The 26,679-nt window shown below is 55.9% G+C and carries 22 protein-coding genes and 1 pseudogene; 12 read left to right on the forward strand and 11 right to left on the reverse strand.

The window, feature by feature from the left end; all coding sequences use genetic code 11:
• Positions 1-18: 18 nt before the first annotated feature.
• The 4 genes from Q0796_RS08780 to Q0796_RS08795 all read left to right on the forward strand — a co-directional run bounded on the left by Q0796_RS08780 (position 19) and on the right by Q0796_RS08795 (position 4,852).
• On the forward strand, positions 19-1,566 hold the full coding sequence (locus Q0796_RS08780) for an ABC transporter substrate-binding protein (RefSeq protein WP_298442043.1): 1,548 nt from the start codon (positions 19-21) through the stop codon (positions 1,564-1,566).
• A gap of 146 nt (positions 1,567-1,712) precedes the next feature.
• The gene (locus Q0796_RS08785) at positions 1,713-2,687 is read left to right on the forward strand and encodes an ABC transporter permease (RefSeq protein ID WP_298442044.1); all 975 of its coding nucleotides are present in this window, start codon (positions 1,713-1,715) and stop codon (positions 2,685-2,687) included.
• A gap of 1 nt (position 2,688) precedes the next feature.
• Positions 2,689-3,633 carry an ABC transporter permease gene (locus tag Q0796_RS08790; RefSeq protein ID WP_298442047.1) on the forward strand — a complete coding sequence of 315 codons (945 nt, stop codon included), beginning with the start codon at positions 2,689-2,691 and terminating at the stop codon, positions 3,631-3,633.
• Between the two features lie 205 nt (positions 3,634-3,838).
• A complete protein-coding gene (locus Q0796_RS08795) occupies positions 3,839-4,852 on the forward strand; it encodes a DUF4382 domain-containing protein (protein WP_298442049.1) in 1,014 nt (337 codons plus the stop codon).
• 42 nt (positions 4,853-4,894) lie between these two features.
• Here the strand turns inward: Q0796_RS08795 and Q0796_RS08800 are convergent, their stop codons facing one another.
• Entirely contained in the window at positions 4,895-5,827 is a 933-nt protein-coding gene (locus tag Q0796_RS08800) for an adenosylmethionine decarboxylase (protein WP_298442051.1), read from the reverse strand.
• Between the two features lie 200 nt (positions 5,828-6,027).
• Between Q0796_RS08800 and speE the strand changes: the two genes are divergently transcribed.
• From speE to Q0796_RS08825, 5 genes are all read left to right on the forward strand, one after another.
• Positions 6,028-6,885 carry a polyamine aminopropyltransferase gene (speE, locus tag Q0796_RS08805; protein ID WP_298442053.1) on the forward strand — a complete coding sequence of 286 codons (858 nt, stop codon included), beginning with the start codon at positions 6,028-6,030 and terminating at the stop codon, positions 6,883-6,885.
• A 41-nt stretch (positions 6,886-6,926) separates the two neighbouring features.
• Entirely contained in the window at positions 6,927-8,825 is a 1,899-nt protein-coding gene (gene speA, locus Q0796_RS08810) for a biosynthetic arginine decarboxylase (RefSeq protein WP_298442055.1), read from the forward strand.
• On the forward strand, positions 8,825-9,853 hold the full coding sequence (locus Q0796_RS08815) for an agmatine deiminase family protein (protein WP_298442057.1): 1,029 nt from the start codon (positions 8,825-8,827) through the stop codon (positions 9,851-9,853). Before speA ends, Q0796_RS08815 begins: the two co-directional genes overlap by 1 nt.
• Positions 9,850-10,716 carry an N-carbamoylputrescine amidase gene (gene aguB / locus Q0796_RS08820; protein ID WP_298442102.1) on the forward strand — a complete coding sequence of 289 codons (867 nt, stop codon included), beginning with the start codon at positions 9,850-9,852 and terminating at the stop codon, positions 10,714-10,716. The genes Q0796_RS08815 and aguB overlap by 4 nt, the downstream gene beginning before the upstream one ends.
• Positions 10,717-10,899: 183 nt before the next feature.
• Positions 10,900-11,151, forward strand: coding sequence for a hypothetical protein (locus Q0796_RS08825; protein WP_298442059.1), 252 nt, complete (start codon positions 10,900-10,902; stop codon positions 11,149-11,151).
• Positions 11,152-11,264: 113 nt separating this feature from the next.
• Here Q0796_RS08825 and Q0796_RS08830 read toward each other — a convergent pair whose 3' ends face one another.
• Positions 11,265-11,954, reverse strand: coding sequence for a hypothetical protein (locus tag Q0796_RS08830; RefSeq protein ID WP_298442061.1), 690 nt, complete (start codon positions 11,952-11,954; stop codon positions 11,265-11,267).
• A 505-nt stretch (positions 11,955-12,459) separates the two neighbouring features.
• On the opposite strand from Q0796_RS08830, the pseudogene Q0796_RS08845 reads away from it, so the two are divergent.
• Positions 12,460-15,477: pseudogene (locus tag Q0796_RS08845) on the forward strand (RICIN domain-containing protein); the annotation flags it as partial.
• 168 nt (positions 15,478-15,645) lie between these two features.
• Here the strand turns inward: Q0796_RS08845 and Q0796_RS08850 are convergent.
• Positions 15,646-16,278, reverse strand: coding sequence for a TetR/AcrR family transcriptional regulator (locus Q0796_RS08850; protein ID WP_298442063.1), 633 nt, complete (start codon positions 16,276-16,278; stop codon positions 15,646-15,648).
• Positions 16,279-16,386: 108 nt separating this feature from the next.
• Here Q0796_RS08850 and Q0796_RS08855 point away from each other — a divergent pair, with 108 nt between their 5' ends.
• Positions 16,387-18,414 (forward strand): NADPH-dependent 2,4-dienoyl-CoA reductase, encoded by a 2,028-nt coding sequence (locus Q0796_RS08855; RefSeq protein ID WP_298442064.1) that lies wholly within the window; start codon positions 16,387-16,389, stop codon positions 18,412-18,414.
• A gap of 390 nt (positions 18,415-18,804) precedes the next feature.
• On the opposite strand, the gene rplI is transcribed toward Q0796_RS08855, so the two are convergent.
• The 4 genes from rplI to rpsF are packed head-to-tail and all read right to left on the reverse strand — an operon-like array spanning position 18,805 to position 20,235.
• On the reverse strand, positions 18,805-19,257 hold the full coding sequence (gene rplI, locus Q0796_RS08860; protein WP_298442066.1) for a 50S ribosomal protein L9: 453 nt from the start codon (positions 19,255-19,257) through the stop codon (positions 18,805-18,807).
• A gap of 39 nt (positions 19,258-19,296) precedes the next feature.
• A complete protein-coding gene (rpsR, locus tag Q0796_RS08865; RefSeq protein ID WP_013344048.1) occupies positions 19,297-19,524 on the reverse strand; it encodes a 30S ribosomal protein S18 in 228 nt (75 codons plus the stop codon).
• A gap of 12 nt (positions 19,525-19,536) precedes the next feature.
• A complete protein-coding gene (gene priB, locus Q0796_RS18305) occupies positions 19,537-19,845 on the reverse strand; it encodes a primosomal replication protein N (RefSeq protein WP_363322312.1) in 309 nt (102 codons plus the stop codon).
• 9 nt (positions 19,846-19,854) lie between these two features.
• Entirely contained in the window at positions 19,855-20,235 is a 381-nt protein-coding gene (gene rpsF / locus Q0796_RS08870; RefSeq protein WP_298442072.1) for a 30S ribosomal protein S6, read from the reverse strand.
• Positions 20,236-20,475: 240 nt separating this feature from the next.
• Here rpsF and Q0796_RS08875 point away from each other — a divergent pair, with 240 nt between their 5' ends.
• A complete protein-coding gene (locus Q0796_RS08875; RefSeq protein ID WP_298442074.1) occupies positions 20,476-21,213 on the forward strand; it encodes a DUF481 domain-containing protein in 738 nt (245 codons plus the stop codon).
• 69 nt (positions 21,214-21,282) lie between these two features.
• On the opposite strand, the gene rlmB is transcribed toward Q0796_RS08875, so the two are convergent.
• The 4 genes from rlmB to Q0796_RS08895 form a co-directional block, all read right to left on the reverse strand.
• On the reverse strand, positions 21,283-22,020 hold the full coding sequence (gene rlmB / locus Q0796_RS08880; protein ID WP_298442075.1) for a 23S rRNA (guanosine(2251)-2'-O)-methyltransferase RlmB: 738 nt from the start codon (positions 22,018-22,020) through the stop codon (positions 21,283-21,285).
• Positions 22,020-24,407: a ribonuclease R gene (gene rnr / locus Q0796_RS08885; RefSeq protein ID WP_298442077.1), complete on the reverse strand. Its 2,388-nt coding sequence runs from the start codon at positions 24,405-24,407 to the stop codon at positions 22,020-22,022. The genes rlmB and rnr overlap by 1 nt, the downstream gene beginning before the upstream one ends.
• Before the next feature lie 199 nt (positions 24,408-24,606).
• A complete protein-coding gene (locus Q0796_RS08890; protein ID WP_298442079.1) occupies positions 24,607-25,227 on the reverse strand; it encodes a flagellar protein MotX in 621 nt (206 codons plus the stop codon).
• Between the two features lie 99 nt (positions 25,228-25,326).
• On the reverse strand, positions 25,327-26,622 hold the full coding sequence (locus Q0796_RS08895) for an adenylosuccinate synthase (protein WP_298442081.1): 1,296 nt from the start codon (positions 26,620-26,622) through the stop codon (positions 25,327-25,329).
• Positions 26,623-26,679 lie beyond the last annotated feature (57 nt).

The following is a 26,679-nucleotide window of genomic DNA, read 5'->3' on the forward strand; positions in this document are numbered from 1 at the left end:
ATAACAAGTGAGGCAACCATGAAAGCATTATCGAAACTGAGCACCGCGCTACTGGCCGCAGGCCTAATGTGCAGCGCCCAAGCCGCCGACATCACCGTGGCGTTTGACGCCGATCCCGTATCACTGGATCCGCACGAGCAGCTGTCCGGTGGCACCATGCAGTTGTCTCACATCGCCTTCGATCCGCTGGTGCGTTTCGATCAAAGCTTTGGCTTTGAAGCGCGCTTGGCCGAAAGCTGGCAGCGCATTGATGAAAACACCATCCGCTTTACCCTGCGTGATGGCGTGCAGTTCCACAGCGGCAACCCACTGACCACCAAAGACGTGGCGTGGACCCTGAACCGCCTGCAATCCAGCCCCGATTTCCGTGGCCTGTTTGCCCAGTTCGAACCGATCAAAGTGATTGACGATCTGACCTTCGAACTGATCACCAAGGGCCCATTCCCGCTGGTGATGCAGTCCGCGACCTACATCTTCCCAATGGACAGCAAGTTCTACTCTGGGGTGGATGCCAACGGCAAAGACAAAGGCGCGTTGGTGAAGCACGGCTCTACCTACGCCTCTGGCCATATCTCTGGGACTGGCCCGTTCATCGTGCAATCCCGCGAGCAAGGGGTAAAACTGAAGTTTGCCCGCAACGGCAACTACTGGGATAAAGCCAGCGCCGGTAACGTCGACAACATGACCTTGGTGCCAATCAAAGAATCCGGCACCCGCGTGGCGGCCTTGCTGTCTGGCGATGTCGACATGATCGCCCCAGTGGCCCCAACCGATCACAAACGCGTGAAGAAAACCAACGGCGTGGAACTGGTGACCATGGGCGGCACCCGCGCCATCACCTTCCAGTTGAACCAAAACACCAACGAAGCGCTGAAAGACGTTCGCGTGCGTCAGGCCATCGTGCACGCCATCAACAACCAAGGCATCGCTAAGAAGATCATGCGCGGCTTTGCTACCCCTACCGGCCAGATGAGCCCAGCGGGTTACGCCGGTTACGACGCGGACTTAGCACCACGCTACGACGTCAAAAAAGCCAAGGCGCTGTTGAAGGAAGCCGGTTACGAGAACGGCTTCTCTATGAGCCTGATCGCTCCGAACAACCGCTACGTTAACGACAAAAACATCGCCCAAGCGGTGGCGTCGATGCTGGCCAAAATCGGCATTAAAGTGGACGTAAAAACCATGCCGAAAGCGCAGTACTGGCCACAGTACGACCTGTGTGAAGCGGACATGCAGATGATTGGTTGGCACGCCGACACCGAAGACACCGCCAACTTCTTCGAGTTCTTGCTGATGAGCCGCAATGCCGACACCGGCGCCGGCCAGTACAACTGTTCTTACAGCAACAGCAAGCTGGACAAGCTGGTGATCGCCGCCAACAGCGAAACCGACACCGCCAAGCGCAGTGCCTTGCTGCAACAGGCTGAACGCATCGCTTACGACGACGCCGCGCTTGTGCCACTGCACTTCCAAAACTTGGCCTGGGGCGCCCGCACCGGCTTGGACATTGCCCCAGTGGTTAACGCCATGAACTTCCCTTACTTTGGCGATCTGGTGGTTAAGTAAGCCCAACGCCTAGGCGGCAGTGCAGCCACTGCCGCCGCTGTGTTTCGGAGGGAGGTTATCGAGCCGTTTTGATTACCTTGAGGCGTTCGAGTTAGCGAGCCTCCCTCCACTTTATTTGTTTCAGTCACCAGTACGGATCGTTTTTTATGTTCACTTTTTTGATCCGCCGGTTTGCCCAAGCAGCCGTCGTTATGTTCATCATCTCGATGATCGCTTTTTCTATCCAAGACAACCTTGGTGATCCGTTGCGTGAGATGGTTGGCCAATCGGTATCGGAAGCCGAGCGCCAAGCGCTGCGCGATCAGATGGGGCTTAACGATCCCTTTATGGTGCAGTACGGCCGCTTTTTAGCTAATGCGGTGCAAGGGGATCTGGGCGATTCCTACTTCTTCAAACGCCCAGCCCTAGACGTTATTGGCGACAAAATGGTGGCCACTTTAGAGCTGGTGTTCGGCGCGCTGATCATCATTGTGGTCTGCTCGATTCCCGCGGGAATGTATTGCGCCATCAAACCCAACAGCATCGGTTCGAAGCTGATATTGGGGATCTCCACCGCTGGGATCTCAATCCCCGTGTTCCTGACCGCCATCTTGCTGATGTACCTGTTCTCGATTGAACTGGGCTGGTTGCCATCCTACGGCCGTGGCGAAACCGCCAATGTGCTGGGGTGGGAATCGGGCTTTATGACCGCCGACGGCTTGGCTCACTTGGTGCTGCCATCAGTCGCGCTGGCGTCGATCATGCTGCCGCTGTTTATCCGCCTGATCCGCGCCGAAATGGTGGAAGCGCTGCAAAGCGAATACGTTAAATTCGCCCAAGCCAAAGGCTTGCCCCAGCGTCAGGTGTGGTTTAAGCACGCCTTTAAAAACACCATGCTGCCGGTACTGACCGTCGGCGGGGTGCAAATTGGCACCATGGTGGCCTACACCATTTTGACCGAAACCGTCTTCCAATGGCCGGGCATGGGCTCGATGTTCCTAGAGGCGATCAACCGCGTTGATGCGCCGCTGATCGTCGCCTACGTGATTGTGGTCGGCCTTGTGTTCGTTACCACCAACACCATCGTTGATCTGCTCTACGGCCTGATCAACCCAACCGTGAACCTGACTGGGAAGCAATAATATGAGCCACAACGCATCCGAGCTGTCACGGTGGCAGCGCATCAAACAATCCGATCTGTTCTACCTGTTTCGCCGCGACAAAGTCGCCATCGCAGCCAGCGCGGTGTTGCTGCTGCTGGTTATCGGCGCGGTGTTCGCGCCGGTGCTGTCGAACCAAAACCCCTACGATCTGGCGGTTTTGGACATCATGGATTCCGAGCTGCCACCGGCGTGGGATGAAGAGATGGGCGACAGTCGCTTCCTGCTGGGCACCGACGACCAAGGCCGCGATATCTGGTCAACCATCCTGTATGGTTCGCGCATCTCACTGCTGATCGGTTTTGCTGCGGTACTGCTGCAAGCCACCATCGGCATCGCCGTTGGCATGACTGCCGGTTACTTTGGCGGCAAGATTGATAACTTGCTGATGCGCGCGGCGGACATCCAACTGTCGTTCTCCACCTTGATGGTGGCGATCATCATCTCCGCCATCGTCCAAGCCACCTTGGGATCGGAGCTCTATAGCCAATATGCGGTGGTGATGCTGGTGCTGATCATCGGCATCGCCGAATGGCCGCAGTACGCCCGTACCGTGCGAGCCTCGGTATTGGCGGAGAAAAAGAAAGAGTATGTGGACGCGGCGCGAGTCATGGGCTTTAAGTCATTCCGCATCATGTTCCGCCACATTCTGCCCAACACCCTCACCCCCATTTTGGTGATTTCGACGGTACAGATCGCCAACGCCATCATGAGCGAAGCGGCACTGTCGTTCTTAGGTTTGGGCATGCCAGTAACCGAGCCGTCGCTGGGTTCGCTGATCTCCATCGGCTTTAACTACATCTTCAGCGGCAGCTGGTGGATCTCCGCCTTCCCAGGCATCGTGCTGGTGACCTTGGTGCTGGTGATCAACCTGTTGGGCGACTGGCTGCGCGATGCCTTTAACCCGAAGCTGTACAAAGAGCTGTAACTCACTTTGGCGTGGCAGCGGTTGGTGGGCTACCGCCGCAGTCACGCCCCCTATTTCTGTGCCACTGCACGAGATTACCCAAACAACGGACGCCCCTTACTGAGCCTCGCTCACGCATTACCACATGCGATTTCAATGACATTGCAAAACGGGAATAATGGCGCAAACTACAGTTAAACTTTACCAATCCGTCAGGAATTAGCCCATGCGCCAACTCACCCCCCTCATCCCGATTGCGATGCTGCTAAGCGCCTGTGGCGGCAGCGGCGGCTCTGACGCCCCAGAAGCGAGCCAAGGCCAGTTCTCTTTGGCGATTTCAGACGCGCCGGTGGACAGCGCCAACCGCGTGGTATTGGCCTTTAATTACGCGGTGCTGGTGCCAGAAAATGGCAACGACGCCCAGATCCTCGATCTGCGTCAGGACAATGATGCACCCCAACAGCTCGATCTGCTCGCATACCAAGGCAGCAACAGCGCCACCTTGATCAACAGTGCCACCTTGCCGGTGGGCAATTACCGCTTATGCGTTTACGCCCTCGATGGGGATGGCAGTGAGCAGCGCTCCTTTGTCGACAGCGACAACGGCATCGTGTCGCTGCAGGTTAACGCCAACGGCAGCTGCTTCGGCACCCGCCCCGACGACACCAGTGACAGTGGTCGCTTGGCGTTTGCCAAAGACAACGAACTGCTGAACATCAACAGCGGCATCAATCAGTTTGTGGTGGAGTTTGATCTGCGCCAAGGGCTAGTGGATCCCGTTGGCCAAGCGGGGATGTTCATTAAGCCCAACTCGGTTACCTTGGTGAACTTGGCCCAAGCGGGCACCATCAGCGGCAGCGTCAGCGCCGAGCTGATGAGCAACTGCGAAACCGACAGCGGTGCCGCCACCCCGCAACATGCGATCTACCTCTACGCCGGTGACGTGGCTCAAGCCGATCAAGGCGACAGCATTGGCGATGGCGACTACCCCGCTGACAGCAGCTTGCAAGCACCAGTGGCGGTGGCCAACGTCAACGCCACAGACAACACCATGGGCTATGAGTTTGGCTTTGTTGGCGCCGGTCAATACAGCCTCGGCTACAGCTGCACCGCCGCGGCCGATCTGCCCGACAGCCATCAAACCGAACAGGATGGGTTTACCCTCTATCAAAGTGGCGGCCCCATTACGGTCAGCGCCGAACAAACCACCGCCTTCGACTGGGTGGTCACACCGCAATAATCCGTGCCGCAATAAAAAACGAGCGCCGGAGCGCTCGTTTTTTTAGCTTAATTGCAGCCCCGCTTGGGCGTGTTCAGCCTGACTTAACCAATGGCGAAACTCCACTTGATAGCCACAAGCCAAGGGTTGTTGCTGCCACGCAACGCAGACCATGTTTGGCGGTGGCGTTAACCTCGGCGTGGTATTGAAGGTGATCAGATCAAACGAGCTGGGCTGCAAAATGGCGATCAACTGCTGCAGCAACTGCGGGCACTCGGCGGCGATATCCAGATCGGTTTCAAAGCTGACGTAGGAGCTGTCCTCCTGCGGTGTAATGTGGATGGTGATGTACTGATCGCCACGAATGCCATTCATTGAATAACCAAAGGGCTCAAACAGGTGCTGATCAAAGGCAAAGCCAGGGAACAGCTGCTCAAGCTGCAACAGCTCGGCGATGCCATCGGCACTTTGCTTATCGCTGCGCAAATACTGCGCCGCTGGCCCCTCAATGTGGTACATCAGCAGTTCGGTGGTGATGTCATCCGTCGGCGGCGCAAACGGCTTGTCCATATGCCAGACGTAGTTGTGGTGACCATCCAAATGGCCTAAGCGATACGCCTTACCCGCCAGCAACTGATTGAGCCGCGCCATGTCTTGGTCAAAGCAGGTTCTTTGCAGGTGTGATTGGTATTCGTTTTTGCGCTGAAAGCTGGCCATGGCGATCCGGTCGCGGCCAATGGCATCGATAAAGAACGCGACCGAATCCACGAGCGTGATCTCACCACAGGTGATCATCAAGATGCGATCGTCCCACACAAACAGGCTCGATTCCGACAACAGATAAGCGTCCAGCTGCTCGTTATGCAGCTCCGATAAAATGGTGGCGTTGCAGCGACTCACCAGCTCAGTCCAAAACGCCCTTGGGCGCCGACGCAGATCCGCCGCAGCGGCGGTAACCACTATCTCAACTTTCTTTTCTGACCCTTCAAAAAACATCGCTCGAACTTTCCATCGATTGCTCTGCCCAGCCAGTCTGAGCGGCGCTATTGTAGCGATCTCTCCAGCAAATCCAACATACAATTAACAGGCAGGAAGCGAATTTGATTTTTGTTTGCAATTTTGCATTCACAAGGTATAACGCCTGCACAACAACTCCGCCGCCAACGGCGCTAATAAATTTTTTGGAGCAGCTCACCATGGTTAAGGGCGAACGCTATTTAGAGACCCTATATAACAGCTACGGCCAAAGCTTCAGCATCGATAAGGTGCTGTTTGAAAGTCAAACCGAGCACCAACATCTGATCATCTTTGACAACGCCCAATTTGGCCGCGTGATGGCACTGGATGGAGTGATTCAAACCACCGAAAAAGATGAGTTTATCTACCATGAAATGCTCACTCATACGCCGATTTTGGCCCACGGCAACGCCAAGCGGGTGCTGATCATCGGTGGTGGCGACGGCGGTATTTTGCGGGAAGTGCTACGTCATCAACGTATCGAGCACGTCACCATGGTGGAGATCGACGCCTCGGTGGTGGAGATGTGCAAAACCTACCTGCCGAACCACAGCGCCGGCGCCTTTGACGATCCGCGCACCAATCTGGTGATCTGCGATGGCCGTGAATTTGTGCGTAATTGCCAAGATAAATTCGATGTGATCATCTCCGATTCCACCGATCCCATTGGCCCTGGCGAAGCGCTGTTTACCAGCGACTTCTATCAAGGCTGCGCCAACTGCTTAAACGACGATGGCATCTTGGTGACCCAAAACGGCGTCTGCTTTATGCAGTTGGATGAAGTCACCACCACCGCTAAACGCTTAAGCCCTTACTTTTCCGATCAAAGCTTCTACAAAGCCGCCGTGCCCACCTACATCGGCGGCGACATGACCTTCGCTTGGGCCAGCCATAACCCACAGCAGCGCCAACACAACATCGACACCATCCGTGCGCGCTTCGAGCAAGCCAATATCCGCACCCGTTGGTACACCCCGCAGCTGCACCTTGGCAGTTTTGCCCTGCCGCAATACGTGCTGGATGCCTTAGCCGAGTAACCGTAATGGCGCCCCGGTGGCGCCTTGGAGTTTGCCCTTCGATGTGGACCATCAACGACGCCCTGTCGACCTACAACATTCCCTATTGGAGCAACGGTTACTTCACCATTGGTGACAACGGTAACGTCGCTGCTACCCCAACAACCAATGGTCAGCAGATCGATCTGCACCGCTTGGCGCAACAGTTGCGCGATAACGGCATGACCCTGCCGGTCTTGGTGCGCTTCCCTGACATTCTGCAGCAGCAGGTACACAACCTCTGTAATCACTTTAACGAGGCGATCGACGCTTACGGTTATCAAGGTGACTATCTGGCGGTCTACCCGATCAAGGTTAATCAACAGCGCCAAGTGGTGGAGGGGCTGCTGGCCAGCCAACACCAACTGGAGCGCAAGCAACTTGGGCTTGAGGCCGGCAGCAAGCCAGAGCTGCTGGCGGTGCTGGCATTAGCCGGACGCGGCAGTTCGGTGATCGTCTGTAACGGCTACAAAGATCGCGAGTACGTGCGTTTGGCGCTGATCGGCGAACAGCTGGGACACAAGGTGTTTATCGTCCTAGAGAAGCAATCGGAGCTGGAGCTGGTGCTCAAAGAAGCCAAGGCGATGGGGATCACCCCGCGCCTAGGGGTACGAGCGCGACTGGCCTCCCAAGGCAGCGGCAATTGGCAAAGCTCCGGCGGGGTGAAATCGAAATTTGGCCTCAAGGCGCACCAGATCTTAGCGGTGATTGCCCGTCTCGAAGCCGAGCAGATGCTCGACTCATTGCAACTGCTGCACTTCCATTTAGGCTCGCAGCTGGCCAACATTCGCGACATCCAGCGCGGCCTTAAAGAAGCGGGCCGCTTCTACGCCGAGCTACACCAACTTGGCGCCCGCATCGATTACCTTGATGTCGGCGGTGGCTTGGCAGTGGATTACGAAGGCACCCGCAGCCAAAGCGCCTGCTCTGCCAACTACTCGATGCGCGAATACGCCAACAATGTGGTGTGGGTGCTTGGCGACGTGTGCCGCGAACACAACTTGCCGCACCCCAACCTGATCAGCGAATCGGGGCGAGCGATGACCGCCCATCACGCGGTGCTGATCGCCGACGTTATCGGCGCCGAAACTCAACAAGTGGGCGCGCTTAGCTCACCGTCAGCCGACGCGCCGATCATCCTCGATAACCTGTGGCGCACCTACCAAGATGTGCTAACCACCACCGATCAGCGTGCCGTCGTTGAGCTATACCACGACACCATGAGCGATCTCGCCGAAGTGAATACCATGTACACCTTCGGCACTCTTAACTTGCAGCAGCGCGCATGGAGCGAACAGGTGCACACCGCCACCTGCCAATTGATCGCCAAGCAGCTGTCGTTTAAGAACCGCGCCCACCGGCCGATCATCGACGAGCTCAACGAGAAACTGGCGGATCGCTTGTTCGTCAATTTCTCGCTGTTCCAGTCACTGCCGGACGCTTGGGGCATCGATCAGGTGTTCCCGGTGTTGCCACTGTCGGGGCTGGATCGCCAACCAGAGCGACGGGGGGTGATCCTCGACATCACCTGCGACAGCGACGGCATTATCGATCAATACGTGGATGGCCAAGGGATCGAGACCACCCTGCCGCTGCCCACCTTCGATCCAGCCGATCCTTACCACATCGGCATCTTTATGGTTGGCGCTTACCAAGAGATCTTGGGGGATCTGCACAACCTGTTTGGCGATACCGAATCGGTGGACGTACGGCTTGATGACGCTGGCAACGTTGAGTTGGGCGAGATCCAGCGTGGCAACAGCGTTCGCGATGTGCTCAACTACGTCAACATCAACGCCGACACCCTACTCAGCAGCTACAAATCGTTGGCCAGCAAACTGCCCAAGCCAGAACGCCAAGCGGTGCTGGCCGAGCTGGAACTGGGCCTTGGCGGCTACACCTATCTTGAGGATCTGGATTAATGAGCCAGCCACAATCACGCTGGCAGATGCCCGCAGAATGGGCCCAACAGCGACGCACCTACGTCGCTTGGCCTTGCCGCGACGCGATCTGGAGCCTTGGCGTTGACGCCGCCAAACAGGCCTTTGCCGAGGTGATCGACGCCATCAGTCAGTTTCAACCGGTCACCCTATTGGTGCGGCCACAGCAGTTAGCAGAAGCACAACAGCGGGTGCCCGCGCACAACGTTACCTTGCTGCCGCTGGCGCTGGACGACAGCTGGGCGCGGGACATCCTACCGCTGTTTGTCACTCACCCCGAACTGGGGCTCGGCGCGGTCGATTTTGCCTTTAATGCTTGGGGCGAGAAGTTCAACCCCTACCACAACGACGCCGCCGCAGGGCAGGCGCTGCTGCAGGCGCTCGCGCAGCAACAGCCGCTGCAGTGGCAAACGGAAGCGATGGTGTTTGAAGGCGGTGCCATCCACAGCAACGGCCAAGGCACCTTGCTGACCACCGCCGAGTGTCTGTTGCACCCCAATCGCAACCCCAACCTCAATCAAGCCGAGATTGAGCAGCGACTGCTGACCCGCTTAGGCGGCGACAAACTGCTGTGGCTGCCCAAAGGGCTGCATGGGGATGTCGATACCGATGGTCACGTGGATAACATCGCCACCTTTACCGCCCCGGGCAAACTGCTGAGCATGCACTGCGACGACCGCCAGCACCCCAATTTTGAGCGCTACCAAGCCAATGCCGCTTACCTAAGCAATCAAATCGACGCCCACGGCCAGCCACTGCAGCTAACCACCATCCCCCAGCCGCAGGATGTTAGCCTTGATGGCGAACCGCTGGCGCTCAGTTACATCAATTACTACCTCGGTAACGACGTGGTGGTGGTGCCCGCCTTTGGTCAGAACGATCACGACCAAGAAGCGGCGCAAATCATCCAAGCGCAATTTCCCACTCGCGAAGTGGTTGCCATCGACGCCATGCCCATTTTGGCCGGCGGCGGCGGCATCCACTGCATCACCATGCAGGAGCCAAGCTGATGCGTACCGTAACCTTTGCCGCCACTCAGCTAGCGCTGAGCGACAACCTTGACGCCAACCTCAATCGCGCCGAAGCCGCCGTACGCCGCGCCGCCGAGCAAGGGGCGCAGGTGATCTTGCTGCAAGAGCTGTTCGAAGCGCTCTATTTCTGCAAAAAGCAGAAGGCGGACTACCTCGCCTTAGCCAACCCGCTCGACAACCACCCTTGGCTGCCACGTTTCGCGGCGCTGGCAAAAGAACTGGAAGTGGTGCTGCCGATCAGCTTTTTCGAACGTGCCAACAACAACTTCTTTAACAGCTTGGTGATGATCGACGCTGATGGCCGCGTGCTCGACTGCTACCGCAAAAGCCACATCCCCGACGGCCCCGGCTACAGCGAAAAGTTCTACTTCAGCCCCGGCGACAGCGGCTTTAAGGTGTGGGATACCCGCTACGGTCGCTTTGGCGCCGCCATCTGTTGGGATCAGTGGTTCCCAGAAGCGGCGCGAGCGATGGTGCTCGATGGCGCCGAAGCGCTGTTCTACCCCACCGCCATCGGCTCTGAGCCACAGGATCCCAGCCTCGACAGCAAAGATCATTGGCATCGGGTGATGCAGGGCCACGCCGCCGCCAACATGGTGCCGGTGATCGCCTCCAACCGCATCGGTATCGAGCAGGACGACGAAATTGAAACCACCTTTTACGGCAGCTCCTTTATCACCGACGAGACCGGCGGCCTCTTGATCGAAGCCGATCGCAGCGAAGAAACGGTGCTGCTGGCCGAGATTGATCTCGACGCCGCGGCGACCAACCGCCGCAGCTGGGGCTTGTTCCGCGATCGGCGCCCCGAATTGTATGGCGCACTGAGCAAATTGGCGCCTTAACCAGCGCCTTATCCTGCCTTGCTTTGACTGTAAACGGCGAGCCTGAACGCGCCGTTTACAGTCTTCACATTAACTCCTCAACCATAACCGCAACACTTTGCGGTTATACAACAGGAAAGCGCGACACCTTTTAGGGCAACGACAATCAGCGCTGGGGGCTGTACCTGACCGACATCGACGGTGATGGGATCTCTGCCTATACCGACACCAGTGGCGGTGGCTAACGTCAACGCCACAGACAACGCCATGGGCTATGAGTTTGGCTTTGTTGGCGCCGGTCAATACAGCCTCGGCTACAGCTGCACCGCCGCGGCCGATCTGCCCGACAGCCATCAAACCGACCAGGATGGGTTTACCCTCTATCAAAGTGGCGGCCCCATTACGGTCAGCGCCGAACAAACCACCGCCTTCGACTGGGTGGCCACACCGCAATAATCCGTGCCGCTGATACCGCATCAAGCTGTGCGTCACTTCAGCGTTACGCTTAAAAAAACGAAGCCTTAGGGCTTCGTTTTTTATGGGCTGGCGGCGGTGGTTAGCTGTTGGTTTCACAATCTAAATACGCTCTCAAAACTTTGGCCGTTGCGGATACGTTCTAAGTGTTGGTACAGCTCGAGTGGCTCCACGGTTTGCACGGCCAATCTCGATGCCAAATAGTTTTGGTGTGCATTGCCACCACGAAAAAATTCGTTGCCGTAAGTTAGCCGTTTAACCGCAGCAACCTCGGCAGCTCCCAAGCGGATGTTTTCCACCAAAAAGGGCGCTCGATGATCCACCATCAGCGCAACCCCTTCGTTAAACCAAATGGGGATCGCCACCCAGTGGGTCAACCAACCCACGCGTGCACCCACCTCCGCATGGACCAATTCATGCGCCGCCACATCAACATTTTGCCCATGTTCAGCCAGAACAATGCAGGTACCAAACGGCGTATAATTTGCAGTGGCCGTTGAATTGGCACCAAACCTAGCCGCTTCCTGACGGTCAGCCACCAGTACGATTTTTGGCGTTGCGCGCATCGGCCCAAATGTCGACTCTACTCTGGCTTTTCCCTGCCTAATCGCTGCTAAGGCTGATGCGCTCTCGTCAAAATGAGCCGCAGCATAAACATTGGGGGCGAGCTGTTGGTATTCCGTGAAACCGACCATTTCACAGGCAATGGCATGACGCTGAGTAACCAGCCCGAGAACCAATAAGGCAGAAAACACTGAAAGGGCAATAAGTTGTAATTTATTCATACGCCCACTCTCCTTGTGCAGCGATGCTCTAACACCGTGGTTGTTCTGGCCTGCAATGACGGGCCTGACCCTGAAATCATTTTGGGGCGTTTATGATCATCGAACGACCCCAAGATAACCCGCTCGGCACAAGCTAACCAATTGAATGCAGTGAACATAGCCCGCAATCGGCGTTCATAAAGAGATAACGCAGGAAAAAATTAACCCACTCAACCGCGCTAACTCGCTCACTTCAATCAAGAAAACCTCAGCGTCTCGCCTCCGTTAACAGTTTTGACATTGATCCTTCAGCCACAGCGCCAATACTTTACGGTTATAGAATAAAAAACCAGCACACCTTAGGGGCTCAAATCAATCTGTCATAGGAAGCAAGCGTCGATAAAACAATCCATTACGGATGGAGGCCCTTGCAGTGAGGAGTTTTGTCATGCCAACACTATCGCGCCTGTTCGGGTTCACTTCGCTGTTGCTGCTCAGCAGCAACCTCGCCGCCGCCAGTTTTGATGACGTCGACGGCGATGGCCTAACCAACCACATCGACAACTGCCCAACCATCGCCAATCCGGATCAAGCGGATTACAACAACAACGGCGAAGGGGATCTGTGCGATACCGGCTTTCCCTTACTGCTGTCTAATGCCCGCACCAACCTGTGTGTGGGGGTAACCGGAGCCAGCCTCGATGAGGGCGCAAACGTCGCCCCGGTAAGCTGTAATGCTTCGGCACCCGAACAACAGATCCGTCAAGTGGCCATGCCTCATCACAATGGTCGCTTCCAGTTAAAGTTCAACCACAGCGGACTGTGTTTAGGGCCGCAACAGGGCAGCGATAAGCAAGGCACCAGCTTAGTGCAGCAAAGCTGTAACGACAGCCTGCAACAGCAGTTTCAGCTACTGGAAGATAACGGCCGCTTTGCCTTTATGATTGGCGATGGCGGTCAAGTGGTGGATTCCCACGCCTACCGCAGTGACATCATCCAATACCCAGATTTAGGCAACGACAATCAGCGCTGGGATCTGTTCTTAACCGACCTTGATGGCGACGGCTACCACGATCTGGAAGACGCCTACCCTGAGGATCCCAGCGAATGGTTCGACAGCGATTACGACGGCCTTGGCGACAACAGCGATCCCCATCCTTACGTCAGCAATAACGACATTGATGACGATGGCAGCGACAACTATTTCGATAACTGCCCGATGCTGGCGAATCCCAGCCAAGTGGATATCGATGGCGATGGCATCGGCGATGACTGCGACTCCTACCCCAAAGACTACTTTAATGATGCCGACGGCGATGGGATCTCGGCCTTTACCGATAACTGCCCGAACAACGCCAACCCGGAGCAAACCGACAGCAACCACAACGGCGTCGGGGATGCCTGCGACAGCACCATCGCCACTGAAGTAGAGCGCGTGTTGTTCAGCAACCAACGCAGTGGCTTATGCCTTGCTGTTGCCGCAAGCAGCCAGGCCCTAAACGCAAATGTGGTACCCAGCCCGTGCGACAATGCCGATAAGGCACAGCAACTGGAATTCGTGCCAGCCACAGCAGACAGTCATCGCCACCAGTTGCGCTTTCGTCACAGCCAGCTGTGCTTAGGCAGCCGCGATGGCAGCAGCCGTAACGGCGCCAGCTTAGTGCAGCGCGCTTGTGCCAGCGCACCGCAATTTGAGTTAGTCGGCGACGGCGCGTTGCTGAACATCATCGCCTTTGCCGACAGTGGCTTGGTGGTTGATGCTCATGCCTATCGCAGTGACATTATCCAGTACAAGGATCTGGGCGCAGATAACCAACGTTGGCAAGTGCTGTTGGCCGACAGCGATGGCGATGGCTATCACGACGGCGACGATGCGTTTCCTAACGATCCGACCGAATGGCTCGACTTCGATGGCGATGGCCTTGGTGACAACCACTTCCCTTACACCCCTTTTCCCCGCGATGGCGATGCCGATGGGGATGGCATCAACAATGGCAGCGATAACTGCCCCAACGTTGCCAACCCAGCGCAGGCCAATGCCGATGGCGATAACTTTGGCGATCTCTGCGACCGCGATCCGCAGCTTTCCAGTTACGCCCAAGATGGCGATAACGACGGTTACTTTGGCAGCGACGACAACTGCCCCGCCATGAGCAACCCCGCCCAGTTAGACCGTGATGACGATGGCCTTGGCGACCAATGCGATCCCTACCCTGATGACCGCGATAACGACCTTGATGGCGATGGCATCGGCGCCCACAACGACAACTGCCCCGCGGATGCCAATGCCGATCAGCGAGATAACGATAACGATGGCATTGGCGATGAATGCGATCCCAGCAACGACACCCCCAACAGCGGTGCCGATGATTTCAGCGCCTTACTGCAAAACCAGCGCAGCGGCTTGTGCCTCAGTGTGGATGGCGGCAGCAACGCCGTTGGCGCCAACATTGTGCCCAGCAGCTGCGATCCGGCCGATCCGGCGCAGCAGCTGCACTTTAGCCGCCACCCTGATGCCGCCACCAACAGCTATCGTTTAACCCTCAGCCACAGCGGCTTGTGCCTTGGCAGCAAATCGGGGAAGAACAACAAAAGCGACACTCTGCTGCAGCAGCAGTGCAGCGACACCGTTGGCTGGTTTCAACTAAGCCAGACCGAACTGGGGCTGGCGCTGTTTGTGGCCGAGCAAACGGTGTTGATCGATTCCCACGCGTACAAAAGTGACATCATTCAGCACCCCGATCTGGGCGGGGACAATCAACGCTGGCAACTGCGTGGCATTGATGCCGACGGCGATGGCTACCTCGACAGCCACGACGCCTTCCCCAGTGATGCAACCGAATGGCGTGACAGCGACGGCGACGGCCTAGGCGACAATCAAGATCCGCACCCGGATCAGGCCAATGTGGATATTGATAACGACGACATCAGCAACGACATCGACAACTGTCCAGCCATCGCTAACTCAGAACAGCAGGACAGTGATCTTGATGGCCACGGCGACCGCTGCGATCCCTTCCCGCAGGATGCCGCCAATGACGTTGACGGCGATGGCCTTGGGGCCGAAGTGGATAACTGCCCTGCGATAGCCAACCCAGAACAGCTCGACAGCGACGGTAATGGCCTGGGCGATGTGTGTGATGCCAAGGCCATTACGCAGGTGCCGCAACAGCTGCAAAACCAGCGCACGGATCAGTGTCTCGCGGTGGCGGATAACAGCATCGCCAGTAACGCCAATGTGTTACCTCAGCCCTGTGATAGCAGTAATCCCGCGCAATTACTGCACTTTAACGCCAGCCCGAGCCACGCCGAGCGTTACCAGCTGCAGTTTGTACACAGCGGCTTATGCTTAGCCCCTAAAAGCAACAGCAGCCGCAGTGGCGACAGCTTGGTGCAGCAGCGTTGCAGCGATTCCGTGCAGCAGCAGTTCAGCCTTAAGAGCAATGGCGATCTGCACGCCCTCTTTATCGGCAGCGGCAAAAACCTGATCGATGCCCACGCCCACAAAGCCGACATCATCCAGTATCCGGATCTGGGCAACGACAATCAGCGCTGGTACCTGCACGCTGTCGCTCCGGTCGCCCCCAAGTAAAACCAGCAGTTGGTTGCCTCAGCAGCCATAACCGCACAAACAGCAACGGCGAGCCCTAGGGCTCGCCGTTTTTGCTGATGCTGCTGATGGTGCGAGTACGGCACTGCCGTTTCGCTGAGCTCAGTGGCGCTCAGCCTCTGCGGCCGGCTCACGCACAAACAGCGCCACCGCACAATCGATCATCTCACCAATGTGGCTGTTATTGGCGTACACCCCATCGATCACCAACCGCGCAATGCCGTGCATGGTGCCCCACGTTACCTGCGCTAATCGCAAAGGATCTTGATCCAGTGGCAGCAACCCTTGCTGCTGCCACAGCTTGGTCATCGCCACTTGCTGTTGAAAACAGGGATAGGCCACCTGCTTCAGTTCATCGGTCTCTTGCTGGTGGCGCCAGATGGTGTGGCCAAACATCAGCTCATACATCTGCGGCGATTCCGTCGCAAAGGCGATGTAATTACGAAAGAACGCGCTAAAGCGCTGCTTCGCCGTTAACGATTGATCAGCCAGCAACGCCTGCGCTTGCTCGGTGCGACTGCGAAAGCCTTCAGTGGCAATGGCGCTAAGCAACTGCCCTTTGTCTTTAAAGTGGTGATAAGGCGCCGTGCGCGACACCCCTACCCGTTCCGCTAACTTACGCAGCGATAAGCCATCAATGCCCGCCTCGGCGATCATTGCCGTGGCGGCATCCAATAAGGTTTGGCGCAGATCGCCATGGTGATAGCTGGCCTTAGAGGCACTGGATTTTGTCATTGTCGTCATGCTCGCCACGGTAACAAAGGGATCTTGACACTGTCAAAATAACCCCCTAACTTGACGCTGTCTAGATTGACTAATTTATCGACTAAGGGAGACGTCATCATGGCCGCCACTGGCAACTATCCACACCTAATGGCACCGCTGGATCTGGGGTTCACTCAGCTAAAAAACCGCGTGCTTATGGGCTCGATGCACACCGGCTTGGAAGAAGCGCCAAACGGCCATGAACGCATGGCGGTCTATTTTGGCGAGCGTGCCCAAGGCGGCGTTGGCTTGATTGTGAGTGGCGGCATTGGCCCCAATGCCGAAGGGGCAACCCACCCAAAAACCAACGGTTTGGTGAGCGATGCCGACGTGGCTGGGCATAAGATCATTACCGACGAAGTGCATAAGCACGACAGCAAAATCTGTTTGCAGATCCTCCACACCGGCCGCTACGCCTACAACCCCAATCAGGTCGCCCCCTCAGCCATTCAAGCGCCAATCAATCCGTTTATGCCTACGCCGTTGGATGAAGCGGGCATCGAAAAGCAGATTGACGATTTTGTCTTCACCGCTAAGCGCGCTCAAGATGCGGGCTACGATGGGGTTGAGATCATGGGCTCGGAAGGCTACTTCTTGAACCAGTTTATTGCGACCCGCACCAATCAGCGCGAAGACAGCTGGGGCGGCAGTTACCAAAACCGCATCCGTCTGCCCATCGCCGTTGTGCGCCGCGTACGTGAAGCGGTGGGCACCGATTTCATCATCATCTATCGCTTGTCGATGCTGGATCTGGTGGAAGGCGGCTCGGTGGCAGACGAGATCATCGAGCTGGGGCTTGAGATTGAAAAGGCCGGTGCCACCATCATCAACACTGGGATTGGCTGGCACGAAGCGCAGATCCCCACCATTGCCACCAAGGTGCCGCGCGCCGCCTTTACTTGGGTAACCGCGAAGTTCCGCCAAGCGCTGAACGTGCCGGTGATCACATCAAACCGCATCAACACCCCCGATGTGGCTGAAACCGTGCTTGCCCGTGGCGATGCCGACATGGTGTCGATGGCACGGCCGTTCTTGGCCGATCCGGAATTTGTGAATAAAGCCGCCGCCGGTCGCGCTGATGAGATCAACACCTGCATTGGCTGTAACCAAGCCTGTTTGGATCATGTCTTTAATCGCAAGATGACCAGTTGCTTGGTCAACCCGCGAGCCTGCCATGAAACCGAGTTTGTGATCCAACCCACCAGCACCCCGAAACAGATCGCGGTGATTGGGGCGGGCCCTGCAGGGCTAGCTGCCGCAGTAACCGCCGCCAGCCGTGGCCACCATGTCACCTTGTTCGATAAAGACTGTGAGATCGGCGGCCAATTTAATGTGGCCAAACAGGTGCCAGGCAAAGAGGAGTTTTTCGAAACCCTGCGCTACTACCAGCGCCAGCTGGCGATCCATAAGGTCACGCTGAAACTGGATCACGCGGTAACCGCCGCCGAGCTGAATAACAGCGACTTTGATGAGGTGGTTATCGCCACGGGGATCAGCCCGCGCACCCCCGCGATTGCGGGCATCGACCACCCGAAAGTGCTGGGTTACCTCGATGTACTGAAGCATAAGGCCAAGGTAGGCAATAGCGTGGCGGTGATTGGTGCCGGTGGCATCGGCTTTGATGTGTCGGAGTTTTTATCCCACCACGGCACCTCTGCCAGCCAAGACATTCCTAAGTTTATGGCCAGTTGGGGCATCGACATGACCTTCAGCGCCCGTGGCGGCATTGAAGGGGTTAAGCCGCAGATGGCCCCAAGCGCGAGGCAGATCTTCTTACTGCAGCGCAAAGACAGCCGCGTTGGCTCTGGGCTGGGCAAGACCACGGGCTGGGCCCACCGCAAAGAGTTGCTGATGAAAGGGGTGCAGATGCTCAAGGGCGTAAGCTACGACAAGATTGACGACGCAGGTTTGCACATCAGCATTGATGGCGAAGCCAAGTTGCTGCCGGTGGATAACGTGATCGTCTGTGCCGGACAAGAGCCGCTGCGTGCCGTTGTTGATGGCCTCAACAAACCGTATCAGCTGATTGGCGGTGCCGATGTGGCGGCCGAGCTGGACGCCAAAAGCGCCATTGCTCAGGGCACTAAGGTTGCCGCGGGCCTGTAACCTAACCCGCTCGTTCTCGGATCACTCGTCCCCAAGGCAGCTGGATTCTCTGGCTGCCTTTTTTGATCGGCGCAATGCGCCGTCTTCTCGCCAGTTCAGCCAATAAGCAGGCCACTGGCTGCTGAATGGGGGCTGCGGCTTAGTACCAATAGCAGATTCACTTAAGTGCACACCGAGACTTAGGGGCTTGGGCGCATGGGGGCGAGATTGAGGGTTCACCGGATCTTGGTGGATGCTGGAGCGTACCGCGTTGCCACTGGCATCGGCGTTGCGCCCGTTAAAGGCAAGGAGCAAGCTGGGCATGGCGCATGGCCGTTGTTGACTGATATTTTGTTACTGGCACAAAAAAGCACCGCCCTAGGGCGGTGCTTCTCTTAAAGCTCTACGAACTTACTCAGCTGCTACGATAGAAATCTTAGCAGTGGCAGTTACGTCGCTGTGCAGACCGATTACGATTTCGTATTCACCGGTGTTGCGCAGTGCGCCTTCTGGCAGACGTACGTCAGCTTTAGCTACTTCAACGCCAGCAGCAGTCAGTGCATCAGCGATGTCACGAGTACCGATAGAGCCGAACAGCTTGCCTTCGTCGCCAGATTTAGAAGCGATAACTACCGCTTCCAATGCAACGATTTTCTCAGCGCGAGCTTCAGCAGCTTTCAGGGCTTCAGCCATGTTAGCTTCCAGCTCAGCGCGGCGAGCTTCAAATACTTCTACGTTTGCAGCGTTAGCTACAACTGCTTTGCCTTGCGGCAGCAGGAAGTTACGTGCGTAACCAGACTTAACGGTTACTTTGTCACCCAAGTTGCCCAGTTTAGCAACTTTGTCCAACAGAATTACGTCCATTACCTTTCCTCTACTTAAAGTTTATACAGACCGCAGGAATTAACCTTGCAGATCGGTGTAAGGCAGCAGAGCCAGGTAACGAGCACGCTTAATAGCGCGAGCCAGCTGACGCTGGTACTTTGCGCTGGTGCCAGTAATACGGCTCGGTACAATTTTGCCACTCTCAGTAACGTAGTTCTTCAGAGTTGCGATGTCTTTGTAGTCGATCTCAGTTACACCTTCAGCGGTGAAACGACAGAACTTACGACGACGAAAATAACGTGCCATGTGGGCAGTCTCCTAGCAAATCGGTTCAATCAAGTCGGCGTGCAATACCAATCGGCTTTGACCATTACGGCCTTGTTGCCAGGCGAGAAAACCCGCCGCTTTGATATTGCTCCCCGGCTGTAGATAACTCAGTAAGGATTGTGATCCTTCGCCGCTGAGCACAACTTGAATTTTGCAGTACACCGGTCTATTCAGACCCGCCTCTTGTTGCGTTGAGCGATGCTCTAACAAAAAGAAACTGTGGGGTACGCCATTGATCCCAGTTACAGTCTTTGGCGCTCGCGACACTTGGCCACAAAGCTCCAGGCGATTGGAATTCACGAAATCCGATTACTCAGCAGCTGGTGCAGCTGGACGGGAATCAGTACGCTCACGACGCTCAGCACGCTCTTCCTTGGCTTTCGCCATTGGAGAAGGCTCAGTTACGGCGTTCTTGGTACGAATTACCATAGAACGGATAACTGCGTCGTTGAAACGGAAGTTAGTTTCCAGTTCGGCTACGGCTTCAGCAGTCGCTTCGGTGTTAACCAAAACGTAGTGAGCTTTGTGCAGCTTCTCGATAGGGTAAGCCAGTTGACGACGGCCCCAATCTTCCAGACGGTGAACCTTGCCGCCGTCTTTCTCGATGGTGGCAGTGTAACGCTCAACCATGCCAGGTACTTGCTCACTCTGATCAGGGTGAACCATAAATACGATTTCGTAATGACGCATCGTATCGCTCCTTACGGTTAGTTAGCTTCAAATGGCTCGGCCGGGCCTATGAAGCAAGGAACAAAAAGGGTTTTGGCCGATTAGCCGGCGTATTCTAGTGGAAACACTGGTTGAACACAACTTATCCGTTCGCCGATTAAATTGGCCAAAGTTCATGCCACCATCTTTCCTTCCGTGTGGGCGTTGGGCACACTGAACGGCTCTGTTGTTATGCAAGTCCATTGCGAATTTGGAGCGGCCATGCGCGCGTTGATCATTCCCACCTTATTGCTGTGTACCCCGGCTTGGGCTTTAGTGCCGCCGAACTACAACGAACCCAAACGCAAGCTCAGCTCTGAGATTGAGTTGGGGATGCAATACACCAGTGGCAACAGCGAAACCTCTAACTTTAACAGCCGCATTAAAGCGGTGTACGACGGCGATGGCGCTCGCCATGAAGTGGGTTTACGCGGCTACTTCGCTTCGGACGATGGCGACAGCTCCGCCGAGCAGTATCAAGCGCTCTACCAGTTGGACTACAAGCTGCCGGCGACCCAATACATCTTTGGCCGTGGCGAATTTAAGTGGGATCGGTTTGGCTCATTCAGCCGCCAACACACGCTATCAAGCGGGTATGGCCGCACCCCTTACGAAACCAAAGACAGCAAGCTGTCGCTGGAAGCCGGTTTGGGTTACCGCTATAACTACGCCAATCTGGATGATGACTCTCTTGATGATCCCAGCAGCGATGAGGGGATCTTCCGCATCGCCAGTAAGTGGCGCCACCAGCTGCAGGAGTACACCGTGGTGACTGCGGATGCCAGTGTCGAAACCGGCAACCTGAATACGGTGGCCGAATTAAAACTGGCTTACCGTAATCAGTTTTGGGCCGATTTGGCGCTGAAATTTGGCATCGATTTCAGTTACACCGACGACGTGCCAGAAGACAGCAAAAACACCGACGTGATCTCTACCGTCAATCTGCTCTACAGCTTCTAGCGCCAGCAACAGGGCATAAAAAAAGCGGTGAGCTGAACTCACCGCTTTTTTTTTGTTGTGCTGTATGGGTTATTCGCCGCGCTGGCGCACCGCTTCAAACAAGCACACGCCGGTCGCAACCGACACGTTTAAGCTCGACACTTCACCCGCCATTGGAATGCTGATCAGATCGTCGCACACCTCACGAGTTAAGCGGCGCAGGCCTTTGCCTTCAGCCCCCATGGCGATCGCTAACGGACCATCCATTTTGCTTTGGTACAGAGTATGGGTGGCTTCGCCAGCCGCACCGACAATCCACACACCACGCTCTTGCAGATGGCGTAAGGTACGCGCCAAATTCGTGACTTGGAACAGCGGCACCGCTTCCGCAGCCCCAACAGCCACCTTGCGTACCACGGGGCCCAAACCGGCACTGCGATCACGGGGAACAATCACCCCATGCACGCCCGCGGCATCGGCACTGCGGATACAGGCACCCAAGTTGTGCGGATCGGTTACCCCATCCAACACCAGCAGGAACGGCACATCAGTGCGATCCAGCAACTCGTCCAGCTCATTTTCGCCTTTCACCGGCTCAGCCACACAACGCGCTAATACGCCCTGATGCTGAGTTGATTCCGATTTATCATCAAGCACTTTGCGGCTCGTCAGCTGCGGCTTAACCCCAAAGGCGGCGGCTAAGGTGATGATGCTTTGTAAGCGTTCATCTTCGCGGCCTTTAAGCAGCCACAGCTCTTTGACGCGCTCCGGTTGACGTTGCAGCAGCGCTTCAACCGCGTGCAGCCCAAATACCATTTCGTGTTTCATTAGCGTTTGTTCCGAGTGTTCTTGCTGCCACCGCGGGCTTTATCACCACCGCTGCGACCAGGCTTTTTAGCACGAGCTGGCTTATCGCCTTTCGGCGCGTCTTTGCTGTCGCGGTTCGGGCCACTTGGCTTGCCTGTTTTGGCACCAGACTTGGCTTTGCTGCCACTGCTGCGACGTTTCTTCTTCGGCTTAGCGTTATCGCCATCGTGCAGTGCCAGATCGATCTTGCGATCATCCAGTTTCACCGCCACCACTTTCACCTGAACCTGATCACCCAGACGGTAACGAGTGCCACTGCTTTCGCCCACTAACGCTTGGCGCAGTGGATCGAAGTTGTAGTAATCGTTCGCCAAGCTAGAGATGTGCACTAGGCCATCAATGTGGTAGCTCTTCAGGCGCACAAACAAGCCAAAGCTGGTTACGCTGCTCACAACGGCATCAAAGTCGTCGCCAACGTGATCCAGCATAAATTCACACTTGAGCCAGTCAGACACGTCGCGGCTGGCGTCATCGGCACGGCGTTCGGTCATCGAGGTGTGCTCGCCCAGTTCAGCCAACGCAGCGGCGTCATAGCCAAAGCCACCGTCGCTTTGCAGCTGTTGCAGTGGCAACTCGGGGTTGTTCTCTTTGGCGCTGAGGTAGCGAATAACGCGGTGCAGCACCAGATCCGGATAACGGCGAATTGGCGAAGTGAAGTGCGCGTAGCTGGACAACGCCAAGCCAAAGTGACCGATGTTGTCGGCACTGTAGATGGCTTGCTTCATCGAACGCAGCACCATGGTTTGGATCAGCTCAGCATCACCACGGTCGCGGGTTTTCAACAGCAGCTCTTGCACATCCAGTGGCGAAGGTTCAGCACCGCCTTTAAGCTCTAGCCCTTGCTGCTTCAAGAAGTCACGCAAGGTCAGCAGTTTCTGCTCGCTCGGGCCTTCGTGCACGCGGTACAACACTTCACCGTGGTTTTTCTTAACGAATTTACCCGCGGCAACGTTGGCCAAGATCATGCACTCTTCAATCATCTTGTGCGCCACGTTACGGCTGCGCGGCACGATCTTCTCGATGCGGCGCTCTTCATTAAAGATGAATTGAGTTTCTTCGCTTTCCAACACTAAGGCACCGCGCTGTTGGCGAGCGCCATCCAGTGCTTGATACAGTTCGTGCAGTTCAAACAGGTGCGGTAATACTTCGGCGTATTGCGCGCAAAGATCGCCATCGCCTTCAAGCATCTTGGCGACTTTGGTGTAGGTCAGGCGGGCGTGGGAGTGCATCACAGCAGGGTAGAACTGATAACCCGACAGCTTGCCCGCAGCAGAGATGGTCATCTCGGCCACCATACAGAGGCGATCCACGTGCGGGTTCAAAGAACACAAGCCGTTGGACAGTTTCTCTGGCAGCATTGGGATCACTTGCGCAGGGAAGTAAACCGAGTTGCCGCGCGCGCGGCCTTCACGATCCAGCTCCATGCCTGGGCGCACATAGTGGCTCACATCAGCGATGGCCACGTACAAACGCCAGCCGCCACTCTTTTTCCGTTCCGCATAAACGGCGTCGTCAAAGTCGCGGGCGTCTTCGCCATCGATGGTCACCAGTGGCAAGTTACGCAAGTCTTTACGACCCTGCTTATCTTCCTCGGTCACTTCGTCGGCGATCTTGGCGGTTTCAGCCAGTAGCGCTTCGCTAAATACGTGTGGCAGATCGTGGCTGCGCAGCGCCATCTCGATCTCCATACCGGGCTGCATTTCGTTGCCCAGCACTTCATCAACACGACCAATACCGTGGGTATGATGGGCCGGACGCTTAATCAGCTCAGCCACAACCACTTGCCCTTCACGAGCGCCATTTCGACCCTCTTCTGGGATCAGGATATCTTGCGACAGACGGCTGTCGTCTGGCACCACGTAACCGATGCCTTGATCGGAGAAGTAGCGACCAACGATCATTGGATTACGCGCTTCAACCACGCGTACGATGCGAGCACTGTTACGACCGCGACGGTCACCTTGCTCGATCTGCGCCATCACTTTGTCGCCGTGTAATACCGAGAACATCGCTTGTTCTGGTAGGTACAGATCGTCGCTGCCATCTTCTGGACGGAAGAAACCAAAGCCATCGCGGTGACCTAACACGGTACCGGTAACCAGATTCATCCGCTCTGGCAAGCCATAACGGCCCTTGCGGGTGTATACGATTTGGCCATCGCGCTCCATGGCGCGCAGGCGGCGGCAAAGGGCAATGTATTGATCGCCTTCTAAACCGAAATGACCGGACAGCTCTTCACGAGCCACCGGCGCCTTTTGTTGCTGCATGTAGGCGAGAATAAATTCTCGACTAGCGATCGGGTTGGCGTACTTTTCCGCCTCCCGATTAAAATTGGGATCGTGACTCATTAGCCTACCAATGGATGGGAAATCGCCGGAAAGTATAACGGAATTAACCTTACCAATCTTAGTAAATAACTGTTCTGCCTACTGCGGCAGTGGCTCAGTTACCTCTAAGTGGCCTCTTTCCATGCGTAATGAATGAAATTGGGAATGGCGATCATGCCTTCCCAGAAAAGATATCGACGCCGCGTTTCGGCTCGATACGTTAGCGCATCAACACGCTGCGACGGGTTTTCTCGCGCACACTCGGTGGCAATTGCTGCGCTAATTTGTATTTTAATCGTTCCGCCTTAACGCGATCGGGCTCGTTGGCGAAGACCGCTTCGTGCAACCACTGGTACACGTCGCTGTAATCCCAAGCGCTGCCAAAACCTTGGCCGTAGTAATCGGCCACGGCCAATAACGCCCCTTGATGGCCTAACGATGCGGCCATATGCAACATCCGTAGCCCATAAGCCTGATCCGTCACCACAAACTTACCCTGCATATGGTAGCGGCCAATCTGTTCAATCGCATCCGCTAAGCCTTGCCCAGCCGCCAGCTGCAGGTAGCGCCAGCCCTGCTCAACGTCTTTGGGCGTACACACACCATACAGTTGCATGTCGGCCCACAGCATCTGATAAGCCGGCACCTTCAACACCGAAGCACGGGCTTCAATGTCTTGCAGCAACTGACAATCATCACGCTGAACGCGATCCAGATGCGTGTTGTTACGCAGCATCGTGAGCAGCGCATCTTGGCTATAGATATCAACCGCTTTAAGCGGCTCTGCGGCCTGTGCTGGTGCCAACAGCATCATCGCAACGGCAAGGAATTTGAGCTTCATAATCAGCCTATCGGCCTCGTAATAAAAAACTTAATCAGCAAAAACAACTAACGGGGCCAAAAGGCCCCGTTGTCATCAATCCGTTTGCCGCGTTAACGCTTACGCAAATGGGTGACGCAAGATCATGGTTTCAATGCGGTCAGGACCGGTAGAAACGATGTCCACTGGCACTTCCAGCAGCTCTTCGATGCGAGCAATGTAATCCAGCGCAGCCTGTGGCAACTTGCTGTGCTCGGTAACACCGAAGGTGTTGTCGGTCCAACCTGGCATGGATTCATACACTGGTACTGCGGCTTCATAGCCTTCTGCATCCAGTGGCGGAACCGAAACCAATTCGCCGTTTGGCATCTGGTAACCGGTACAGATCTTCAGCTCTTTCAAGCCATCCAGTACGTCCAGCTTGGTCAAACAGAAACCGGTAATGCCGTTGATCTGTACCGCGCGGCGCATCGCCACGGCATCAAACCAACCGGTACGACGTTGGCGACCGGTAGTGGCACCAAATTCGTGACCTTTCACCCCTAAGTGTTGACCAACTTCATCGTCAAGCTCGGTTGGGAATGGACCGCCACCAACACGGGTGGTGTACGCTTTCACGATCCCCAACACGTAATCGATGTGAGTTGGGCCAAAACCGGAACCGGTCGATACGCCACCAGCGGTGGTGTTAGACGACGTTACGTATGGGTAGGTGCCGTGGTCGATATCCAGCAAGGTGCCTTGGGCGCCTTCAAACATGATTGGCTCACCCGCTTTACGGGCTTTATCCAGCATGTCGGTTACGTCCACGATCATTGGACGCAGCATCTCAGCCAATTCCAATGAATCCGCCAATACGGTGTCGTAATCCACTTCTTCAGCGTTGAAGTATTCCTTCAACATAAAGTTATGGTACGCCAGCACTTCTTTCAGCTTGGTAGCAAAGCGTTCAGCGTCGAGTAAATCACCAACACGCAAACCGCGGCGGGCAACTTTGTCTTCGTACGCAGGACCGATACCACGGCCAGTGGTACCAATGGCCTGATTACCGCGAGCACGCTCTCGAGCTTGGTCGATAGCAACGTGGTAAGGCAGGATCAGTGGACAAGCTTCAGAAACCATCAGACGTTCTTCAACCGGTATGCCGCGCTCTTTCAGCATGGTCAGTTCGGTTTTCAGTGCTTCTGGTGACAGCACAACGCCATTGCCGATAAGGCATTTTACGTTGTCGCGTAGGATCCCTGATGGGATGAGATGAAGTACGGTCTTTTCGCCGTTAATCACGAGGGTGTGGCCGGCATTGTGGCCGCCCTGGTATCGAACTACATAGTTAGCTTGCTCAGTAAGAAGGTCTACAACCTTACCCTTACCTTCGTCGCCCCATTGAGTTCCCAGAACTACTACATTTTTACCCATTTGATGTTCACACTTTCCGGTTAAAAAAGGATTCTACCAGAATCCTTAATTCGATCC

This window comes from uncultured Ferrimonas sp. (assembly GCF_947489035.1).
In the GTDB taxonomy this organism is placed as follows: domain Bacteria; phylum Pseudomonadota; class Gammaproteobacteria; order Enterobacterales; family Shewanellaceae; genus Ferrimonas.